Here is a 9,043-nt window from a genome sequence, read left to right as displayed (position 1 = left end):
CCCGCGGGTGTCCGAGGTCCGCCAGCAGGTCCAGCAGGCGGTGCGGCGCGAAGTCGTCGGACACCAGCCGTTGGACGCTGACGTTGTCGGGTAGGCCAGTTGGAACGGTAGCCTCGATGCCCACCAGCCAGAGGGTGGGAGCGGCGCCGTCGGTCAGGACCAATGAGGTGGCGGGGATCCGGGCGTGTGGATCCAGCACCACCCTGAGCGGGTTGGGTCCCTCCACCGCCCGCACCGTGAGCTGGCAGTCGTCAGCCGTTACCGTCGACGCTCCGATGACCACCGCGTCCACCAGGGCGCGCAGCCGGTGCAGATGCTCGCGGTCCTCACTGCCCGTCACAAACCGTGCATCGCCGGTCCGCGACGCGATGAAGCCGTCGAGACTCTGGCCAAGCTGGCCAATGACCAGCCGGCTGTCGGGGCGGATAGCCTGCACCAGCGGTCCGTAGCGGGTGATGAGCTCGGCGGCGAGACCGTGCACCGACCCTTCGGGGACGGTGCCCTCGGTGAGCTGACGCCAGAGGTCCTGGACCGGTTCGCCGTCGTGCCTCATCCTGGCCCGTTTCGTGGCGATGTAGCCGGCGTTCTCGGGCCGCTGTGCAATGTTCAGGCCGCTGCGCCCCGCGACGGTGATGCCGCCGCTTTCCAGGGCTTCCTGTTTCGCGGGGTTCGAGGAGAGCAACCGGATACGGGTGATTCCGAGGTCGTGCAGGATCTCGGTGCTCTGCACGTAGTCGCGTGCATCGACCGGCAACCCCAGCGAGGTGTTCGCGTCCACTGTGTCGGCACCCTGGTCCTGCAAGGCGTATGCGCGCAGCTTCTCCAGGAGGCCAATCCCCCGCCCTTCGTGCCCACGTACGTAAATGACGACGCCGGTGCCCTCCTCGCTGATCCGTTGCAGGGAGGCCGCGAGTTGTTCACCGCAGTCACACCGGTAGGACCCGAGAGCGTCCCCCGTGAGGCATTCGGAGTGCACGCGCACCAGCGGGATCGCCCCATTGCCGGTGTCGCCCCGCACCAGCGCCACGTGCTCGTTGTTCCGGGAATCGCGGTACCCCACCATCCGGAACACGCCATAGCGCGTCGGCAACACCGTTTCGACAACACGTTCTACCTGTGAGGCACCCCAGCCGGGAGCCGAATTGATCGACATAAAACCACAATAGGCGACCAGCCGCGTTGCGCGACCCCCAGACTTCGCCGGAGCATTCTCTCCCGGCGAGCCGATCACAATGTCGTCACAGTTGCTCACCCATCAGTTACAGTCGGATAAAGAAAGCATGCTGACTATAGCCGGGGCGTTCCAGGACTCACTATCGTCGAAAGCAGGAACTGGCTGGGCGTTCGGGACGTTGACCCAATAGCTGAGCCATCCGGCAGACACCACGTGAGCCGGCAATGCAGTACGGGCAGCCCGCTGGGGTGCTGCCGACATCCGAGCATAGGGCAGCATGGAATCGAAACGGCCATCATCCGACACCGGACGCCGTCTGGCGCGCTCGTATGCAGCGCAGGACGGCAACCTGGCAGTCATGATTGACGCTCCCGAGTTTCCCAGCGCTTCCCCCCTTCGCCGACGCCGCGCCGAAAGCGCCGAGCAGCGCCTCTCCGGGCTGGAAGCGTTGCGCCGCCCGCTGGTCCAGGCTGTCCTGGACGCCCGCGAACTGTGCGAACGGACCGCCCCCCACCCGCTCGACGACGAGTCGGACTCCATCGCCATCGCTGTGGGCACCGCGCCAGTCCTCACCACCCCCACCTTCGGGCAGTTGCTCCTCTGCGCCGCGGTGAAGGACCTTGAGGAACTCGACGACCGGCTGTACCAGGCCCGTCTCCGGGACTAAACGACCCCGGGACAAACGGCGAATGGACTGTCACCTCCGCGACTGGGGGTACGCCTACTCGGTAACCAGCCAGTTGAGTTCGGTCCGCAGGTCGGCCGGATCCATGTCGGGCGTAGGCTCCGTCACGTAGACCTCCCACAGGGCGTCGCTGGGCGTCAGACCCTGACCGGTGATCCACCCCTGCAGGCGTTCCCACGACGCTCCGAGGGTGTCAAAGGATCCCTGGTGCATCAGTCTGGCCACCCGGCCGCCGGGAAGTGCACTGGCCACCACTTCGCCGTCCTGCTCCACCTCGCGATCGGTGACGAATCCGACCTCCAGATCCACTGTTTCGTAGGGCACCCCGTTATAGAACGCCATGGCCGGGCCAACGATTGACACCTCCTGGGCGCCAACCACCGCCGGAACCTGGGAGAACGACCGATCGAAAAAGCCGGTGAGCTCCTCCATCGCGATCACTCCGGGAATCACGGCGGTCACCGCCGGTTCAACAGTAACCAGCTCGGGCTGAGCCTCGGTGACTTCCTCCGACTCAAATTCTGCGCTGTTCATCAGACCTCCTGGTGTGTGTGCCTGCCATCTTGCATCAGCCGACGGTACGTGTAAATCCCTCACGCGGAAGCGGGTAGACCGAAGCCACTGCCACGTCGGCGGCACCGGAAAGCCGCAGCGCACCATCGACAACCACGCCCGTGTGCTCAATCAGCACAGCGTCGTGGAGTTCCAGCAGCTGCCCATCGACGTGCAGGGTTCCGGCGAGCAGCACAACGACGACAGCCCCACCCGGCGGAACTGCGAGCTCCCTGCCGGTGTCGGTGGGTTCGTCCACCCGCAGGTACTCAAGCACTCCGGTGTAGGCGTCCCGCCGGGTCATGAGGTTCAGGTCCAGTGTCGGGGCGGTGACTCCCGTCGCGGCGACGTCGTTCTCCCCGGCAAACTGGTGCACCTCGTACTGGCCGAGGGCAACCGGGTGTCCGCCGTCCACGAGGCCCAGCCCCCCGGGCGAAAGGGCCATCAGGGACCGGTTAACGCCGGTAAACGACGAGAACCCGCCGTCCCGGTCCACTGTGGCGATGCTCAGCCGCCAGGTGAAGGGCTCCTGAGCAGCCCCGGTGGCATCGTCGTCGGGCCGAACCACCAGCTCGGTGGTGTAGCCGCCGCCGTTCTTCCACGGCACCCGCCGGTGCGACGACGCCGGCAGCCAGCTGGCGCTCATCGCTGGGTGTGGGCCCAGCGCTCCACCAGTTCCTCGTGCGCTTCCAGGAGCTCCTGGGTGCGGTGCGGGTCCCGGGCGGCGAGTGCATCCAGCAGCGAGATGGCCAGGACGACTGCGGCGGCGTGGGAGTCGAACACCAGGTCGGTGCCGACGGGCGCTACCAGGAGGGCATCGACGTCGTGAGCGAAGGGCACCAGCGGGCTGTCGACGATGGCCACCGTCGCCATGCCCAGCGACCGGGCCTGCGCCAAGGCGCGGACAGTGACCGCCGGGTACCGGGGCATCACGAAGGCCAGGACAGCTGTGGCACCGTTGCGGTGCAGCTGCAGGATCGCGTCGTCCATGGAGGCGGCATCGGAGAGCACATGCACGTCCGGTAGCACGCGGCGGGCGAAGTAGCCAAGGTACTCGGCGAGCGCGGCCGAGACCCTGAGGCCGATGATTCCGAGCGGCTGGGTACCGGCGAGCAGGTCGATCGCGCGCTGCATCTGCTCGCTGGCGACTGTACGTTCCAGTGCGCCGATGTTCTGCTGTTCGAACTCAAGGATGGTGGGCCGTTCGGCGCCTGCACCGTTGAGTGGAGCGGTCTTGCCGCGCACCACGTCGCGGATGGCGCTGCGGAACTCGGGATAGCCCGGATACCCCAGCGCGGTCGCCAGTCGGGTGACGGTGGGCTGGCTGACCCCTGCGGCCTCAGCGACGTCGATGGTCGAGGCGAAGGCCACGTCCGGGAGTGAGGCAAGCATGTATTGGATCACGCGACGCTGGGTGGGCGAGACCCGATGGCGATGCGCCAGGTCCACCAGCCAGTCATGCGCGCGATCAGCTGATGATTGGTCGCTCAGCACAGTCAGTCCCCCGGTTTCGGTAACGTCATCGTTTGGTGATCCCGCTCACTATGAATAGCATGATACACAGCTACGACACGTGCATGAAACAATTCACCTTCGGAGGTTCTTTTGTCAGAGCAGGGTCAGCGCGAAATTTGGCTTCGATTCCTCAGCGGTCCGGATATCGACTCACTGGAACTCACCCGCCCCGAAATCATCAAAGCAGTGGACGACGTCGTCGCCTCCCACGGCCGCGGCGAGACGGTCTTCGAACCCCGCATGCACCTGATGCCCAACAACGGTGGAGTGGGGCACTTCAACGTGCTGCGCGGCCATGTCTCCAACCTCGGCGCCAACGGCATCAGCGGTGTCAAGGTGGTGGGTGACTTTGTTCCGAACTATCTCCAGGGCCTGCCCAGCGAACTCGCGATGGCCACCCTGTACGACCCGACCACCGGCGTCCCGCTTTGCGTCATGGACGCCACCCTGGTCACCGAGGTACGCACCGGTGCCATGACCGCCGTCGGCGCCAAGCACCTGGCCCGCAAGGACTCGAAGATCCTGGGCCACGTGGGAGCCCGTGGCACCGCTTTCTCGAACGTCACCATGCTGGACAGCATGTTCGACTTCGATGAAATCCGCGTCACCAGCAAGCGCCCCGAATCCCGTGAGGCCTTCGCGGAGCAGCTGCGCGCCGAGATCAGCACCCCGGTACGCGTGGTGGACACCGCCGAGGAAGCGTTCGACAACGCCGACATCCTGGTCGAAGCGTCCCGCCTGAACGAGCCGGCACCGCTGCTGCGCACCGGCGTGGTCAAGCCCGGCGCGTTCGTGGTGCCCTATGGAACGGTCAGCGCCGTGGAACTGGACCTCCTCGACGTGATGGACAAGGTGGTGGTGGATGACTGGCGCGAGGCACAGTCGGGGCGGTTCGGCGCACTCCGCCCGCACGTCGACACCGGACGGCTGTCCCCCGAGACCCTGTACGCGCAGCTCGGCGAAATTGTCAGCGGGCAGAAGCCGGGGCGGGAGAACGACGACGAGCGGATCCTGCTCTGGCACCGTGGACTGTCGATCCTCGATGTAGCGGTCGCCCACCTGATCCTCACCAAGGCGGAGCAGGCCGACACCGGAACCATGCTCAGGTACCGGTAACTGACGCATGCATCACACCCACGCCCCGGTTGACCACCTCACCCTGCTGCGCATCTCCAACCCCCAGCAGCTGGACGCTGCCGCAATCGCCGAGATTGCCGGGGGGCGGCCGCTCCGGCTGGAAAAGAGCCTCCTGGACACCATCGCGGAGCAGCGCCGGGAGGTGCTGGAGCTGCTCGCCGACGGCACCCCCGTCTACGGTGTGAACACCGGGATGGGCGCCGCCAGCGAGGTGCCGCTGGACGTCATCGCGCAGTCCCGGCACCAGAACAACCTCATGCTCGCCCGGGCGGTAGGATCGGCACCCTGGCTGACCCGGCCGGAGACCCGTGCGGTCATCGCGGTCCGGCTGCGGACCTTCCTCACCGGTGACGCGGGCGTCTCCGCTGAGCTGTGCGTCAGGTTGGCGGAGCTGCTCAGCATGGACCTGCTTCCGGCCATCCCCCGCACCCGTATTGGCGCCGCCGGCGAGATCATCCCCCTTGCCCACCTTGGTGGAGCCCTCACCGGGTCCGGCGCCTTCCTGGCTGACGCCGGCGATGGTGCCGTCGACGCTGCTGGCGTGTTTGAGGCGGCGGAGATGGCACCGTATTCATTTGGCACCAAGGAGGGTGTGGCCCTCATCGAGGGGGTGCCGGTCACCACAGCGCTTGCCATCCTGCTGGCTAATGATGCCCGGCTGCTCGCCTCCCAGGCCATTGCCCTCCTATCCGCCGAGGTCTGCCTGGTGGGAGCGAGCCGGGACCCATTTGATCCCGCGCTGGCCCGTGCCGACGCGGAGCTTGGTACGGTGCTCGGTGCGATCCGCCGGCTCGCCGGGGAGGACTCCGCGCCCCGCACTCTCCAGTCGCCCCTCTCCTTCCGGGTACTGGGCCCGGCCGTCGCCCAGTTGCTGCGCTCCATCGCGGCGGTGGAGGCCGCCGTCGGGCGCGCCCTGAACGGCGTCACCGACTCACCGGCGTACCTGGATGGGCGGTTCATCGGCACCGCGGGGTTCGACGGGTTCGATCTGTCTGCCTCCCTCGACGGGCTGCGGCTGTCCCTCATCCACGTTGCGGAAACGTCGGCGGCCCGGGTCCACCGGTTGTTGGACGAACGGTTCACCGGGCTCCCCCGGCAGCTCTCCGGGCAGCCCGGCCTGTACGCGGGGATGGTCGCCGTACACAAGCGGACTGTCGGCGTCGTGCATGAACTGGTGGCTGCGGCAAGGGCCTCCAGCGTCGGAGCAATCGAAACGTCCTTCGGACAGGAGGATGTGCAGAGCTTCTCCGCGGAGGCCGCCGAGGCGTGCGATCACGCGGCGGTGGGCCTGCGCGACATCCTCGCGTGCGAACTGCTCACGGTGATCCAGGGCGTCAGGCTGGCCCAGGACCCGCTGGAACACGTAGACCGACGGCTCGGGACGCTGGTGGACGACGCGTCGGACCTGCTGCCCGCAGGCACCGACGACCGCGCGTTCGGCAAGGATATTTCCCTGCTCAACGAGCTGCTGGCTAGTGGCTGGGGCCGCTGGGTGTCGACGGAGGAGCTGTCGATTCCCGCTCAATAAAGATGGGGCGGAACCTCACCCGGCCACTGGCGGTCCCGGTGCCCCCGGGCATGGTGAGGGCGCTGACGGCCGCGTCAACGATTGCCTGTTCATCCCAGCCGAAGGTAGTCAGCTCGGGGCTGACCAGTGAGGCAAGCTCGCTGTCGTCGAAGCCCAGGATCGACAGGTCCACCGGGACCTGAAGGCCCAGGTCCCGCGCTGCGCGGTAGGCACCGAACGCAATCGAATCGCCCAGGCAGAACAGCGCGGTGGGCCGCTCGCGGCCGGCCAGCAGCTGGGACGCGGCGTGAGCAGCCCCGTGCACTGACGACGGCGACGACGACACGGTGACCCTCAACCCCATCGAATCCCCCAGGCTCTGGGCCAGCAGTTCAGCCGGCCGCCCCGGGGTGGTGGGCAGCGTGGGCGCCAGCAACCCGACGGTGCGGTGGCCCAGATCGGCGAGGTGCTGCAGCGCGGTGCCCACGCCGTATTCGTTGTCGAAGAGGACACTTTCCGATTCAGGGCGGGCCGTGAGCGCGTCCCCGATCGATACGATGCGGGTTTGGCTGGGGACATCGGCCCAGTAGCTCGCCGACGGATCCACCGGCAGCGCGATCACCCCGTCGACGCGCTGCGCCGCCAGGGAGCGGAGCACTTCCTCTTCGCGCTGGGGCGAGCCGTCGACGTCGGCAATGATTGACGACAGCTCCTGCGCCCTGAGGGCCTCGGACAGCATCACGGCCAGCCCCTGACGCCACAGGTCGCGGAGTGATCCGACGATGGCGACGTTGCCGCTGCGCCCGCTCGCGAGAGCCCGGGCAATGGGATCGGCCGAATAGCCGAACTCCTCGGCAATGGCACGCACCCGCGCCTGCGTGGCCTCCGAGCCCCGCAAGCCACGCAGCGCATAGGACGTCGCGGCCTTCGACAATCCGGCGGCGTCGGCGATGTCCTGGAGTGTTTTGCGTTGGGCCCCGGTCATCAGACCAGCATACGTGCGACCCGGCCCGCGGTGCCCCGGGCGTTCTCCCCGGGGTTCGGTTGACAAAGGCTCGTGTGAACCGGTTCAATAAATGATGTGAACCGGTTCACTTCCTCAGTGTGCTGAGCAATTCACACCTCATTCGATCATTCCGCGAAAGGGCATCATGCGCACCGATTGCCACCAGCACCTGTGGCCGACTGCGTTCGTCGATGCACTCCGCAACCGCACCCAGACCCCCCGACTGAACGGCTGGGAGCTGCTCATCGACGGCGAGGCACCCTACGCCGTCGACCCCCTCGCCCATGACACCGACGTCCGCCGGACCCGCGAAACCCGCGAGGGGAAGGACCAGGTGCTGCTGTCGCTCTCAAGCCCCCTGGGCATCGAGCACCTACCCTTCGACGAAGCACGTGAGCTGATCGATATCTGGCACAGGTCGGCACTCGAATTGGGCGACCCGTTCCTGGTCTGGGCTGCGACGCCGGTGAGCGAGTTCGACCTCGACGGCCTGGCCCAGATTCTGGATCATGACCGGGTGGTGGGGCTGCAGCTGCCCGCCACCGCGCTGGCCGACCCTGACGCAATCCGCCGGATGCGGCCGGTCCTCGACGTGGTGCAGGCGGCCGACAAGCCGCTCCTGATCCATCCCGGGCCGGCCCCGGTCACCGCCGGAACCCCGTCCTGGTGGCCAGCCCTGGTGCCGTATGTTGCCCAGTTGCACGCCTCCTGGCTGGCCTGGCACGCGGTGGGCCGCGCCCAGCACCCCACACTCCGGGTCGCCTTCGTGGCCCTGGCCGGGCTCGCGCCACTGCACCACGAACGTCTCGCTGCGCGCGGCGGCACGTTTGGCGCCGTCGACCCGCTGGTCTATTACGAAACTTCCTCCTACGACACCCGGGCGATTGATGCGACCATCCGGGTGGTCGGCGTCGACCCGATCATTCACGGCTCCGACCGGCCCTACGCCGAGCCACGCGACCCGGGCCTCGGGCATGCCTTCACCCACGCGCTTTTTTCCGCCAACCCTCAGCATCTCCTGAAAGGAACTCCACGATGACCACTGCACCTCCCCAGGGCCTCGCCCTCACTGAATCAGACGTTCCTGCCCTGCCCGGGCGCACCCTCAGCCAGAAGGAACTGCAGGACTGGGTCACCACCCTCGCTGCCCGCCCCGAGCTGTGGGAACACCACATCAACCACGAGGGCGGCGAACGCCACTATGCCTCCGTGTACCGGGACTCCAACATCGACGTCTGGCTGCTGTGCTGGAATACCCAGGACGACACCGGCTGGCACGATCACGACATCTCCTCCGGCGCCGTCGTCGTCACCCAGGGAGCCGTCACTGAAGCCAACCCGCGGATGAATGGCGAACCCGTCCGGCGCGTGGTGGAGGCCGGCAGGTCCTTCTCCTTCGGGCCTGACCACGTGCACCGGATGGGCGGGTCCGTGGACGGGTCCGTCTCCATCCACGCCTACTCCCCG

9 protein-coding genes and 1 pseudogene (1 of these 10 cut by a window edge) are annotated in these 9,043 nt (G+C 67.3%); 5 read left to right on the top strand and 5 right to left on the bottom strand.

Annotated features, from left to right (window positions below):
* Window positions 1–1,063 (bottom strand): annotated as a pseudogene (gene ribA / locus K728_RS20875) (GTP cyclohydrolase II); the annotation flags it as partial.
* 388 nt (window positions 1,064–1,451) lie between these two features.
* Here ribA and K728_RS0105590 point away from each other — a divergent pair.
* Window positions 1,452–1,841, top strand: a complete 390-nt coding sequence (locus K728_RS0105590; RefSeq protein WP_024476116.1) for a hypothetical protein — start codon at window positions 1,452–1,454, stop codon at window positions 1,839–1,841.
* Between the two features lie 54 nt (window positions 1,842–1,895).
* On the opposite strand, the gene K728_RS0105585 is transcribed toward K728_RS0105590, so the two are convergent.
* The 3 genes from K728_RS0105585 to K728_RS0105575 are packed head-to-tail and all read right to left on the bottom strand — an operon-like array spanning window position 1,896 to window position 3,905.
* Window positions 1,896–2,393 carry a GyrI-like domain-containing protein gene (locus K728_RS0105585; protein ID WP_024476115.1) on the bottom strand — a complete coding sequence of 166 codons (498 nt, stop codon included), beginning with the start codon at window positions 2,391–2,393 and terminating at the stop codon, window positions 1,896–1,898.
* A 34-nt stretch (window positions 2,394–2,427) separates the two neighbouring features.
* Window positions 2,428–3,057, bottom strand: a complete 630-nt coding sequence (locus K728_RS20065) for a HutD/Ves family protein (protein WP_024476114.1) — start codon at window positions 3,055–3,057, stop codon at window positions 2,428–2,430.
* Window positions 3,054–3,905, bottom strand: coding sequence for a MurR/RpiR family transcriptional regulator (locus tag K728_RS0105575; protein ID WP_024476113.1), 852 nt, complete (start codon window positions 3,903–3,905; stop codon window positions 3,054–3,056). Before K728_RS0105575 ends, K728_RS20065 begins: the two co-directional genes overlap by 4 nt.
* 111 nt (window positions 3,906–4,016) lie before the next feature.
* Between K728_RS0105575 and K728_RS0105570 the strand changes: the two genes are divergently transcribed.
* Both K728_RS0105570 and K728_RS18500 read left to right on the top strand, forming a co-directional pair.
* Window positions 4,017–5,042: an ornithine cyclodeaminase family protein gene (locus tag K728_RS0105570; protein ID WP_024476112.1), complete on the top strand. Its 1,026-nt coding sequence runs from the start codon at window positions 4,017–4,019 to the stop codon at window positions 5,040–5,042.
* Window positions 5,043–5,049: 7 nt separating this feature from the next.
* Window positions 5,050–6,591: an aromatic amino acid lyase gene (locus K728_RS18500; RefSeq protein WP_051317623.1), complete on the top strand. Its 1,542-nt coding sequence runs from the start codon at window positions 5,050–5,052 to the stop codon at window positions 6,589–6,591.
* Here K728_RS18500 and K728_RS0105560 read toward each other — a convergent pair.
* On the bottom strand, window positions 6,536–7,555 hold the full coding sequence (locus K728_RS0105560; protein ID WP_024476110.1) for a LacI family DNA-binding transcriptional regulator: 1,020 nt from the start codon (window positions 7,553–7,555) through the stop codon (window positions 6,536–6,538). The two genes, K728_RS18500 and K728_RS0105560, sit on opposite strands and share 56 nt — an antisense overlap.
* 166 nt (window positions 7,556–7,721) lie before the next feature.
* Between K728_RS0105560 and K728_RS0105555 the strand changes: the two genes are divergently transcribed.
* Both K728_RS0105555 and K728_RS18495 read left to right on the top strand, forming a co-directional pair.
* Entirely contained in the window at window positions 7,722–8,615 is an 894-nt protein-coding gene (locus tag K728_RS0105555) for a hypothetical protein (RefSeq protein WP_019483008.1), read from the top strand.
* Window positions 8,612–9,043: the 5' portion of a cysteine dioxygenase gene (locus K728_RS18495; RefSeq protein ID WP_202805322.1), read on the top strand. Its footprint extends 78 nt past the window's final position; only the first 432 of its 510 coding nucleotides appear in the window; it begins with the start codon at window positions 8,612–8,614; its stop codon lies beyond the right edge, outside the window. The genes K728_RS0105555 and K728_RS18495 overlap by 4 nt, the downstream gene beginning before the upstream one ends.

It is taken from the genome of Arthrobacter sp. CAL618, from assembly GCF_000468215.1.
In the GTDB taxonomy this organism is placed as follows: domain Bacteria; phylum Actinomycetota; class Actinomycetes; order Actinomycetales; family Micrococcaceae; genus Arthrobacter_D.
Note: the sequence above shows the minus strand (reverse complement) of the source record. Positions and strands in the feature narration are given on the sequence as shown.

Bases quoted from the DNA above. Each gene is read 5' to 3' on its own strand.
- K728_RS0105590 (WP_024476116.1), top strand. From the start codon at position 1,452: ATGGAATCGAAACGGCCATCATCCGACACCGGACGCCGTCTGGCGCGC.
- K728_RS0105585 (WP_024476115.1), bottom strand. From the start codon at position 2,393: ATGAACAGCGCAGAATTTGAGTCGGAGGAAGTCACCGAGGCTCAGCCC.
- K728_RS20065 (WP_024476114.1), bottom strand. From the start codon at position 3,057: ATGAGCGCCAGCTGGCTGCCGGCGTCGTCGCACCGGCGGGTGCCGTGG.
- K728_RS18500 (WP_051317623.1), top strand. From the start codon at position 5,050: ATGCATCACACCCACGCCCCGGTTGACCACCTCACCCTGCTGCGCATC.
- K728_RS0105560 (WP_024476110.1), bottom strand. From the start codon at position 7,555: ATGACCGGGGCCCAACGCAAAACACTCCAGGACATCGCCGACGCCGCC.
- K728_RS0105555 (WP_019483008.1), top strand. From the start codon at position 7,722: ATGCGCACCGATTGCCACCAGCACCTGTGGCCGACTGCGTTCGTCGAT.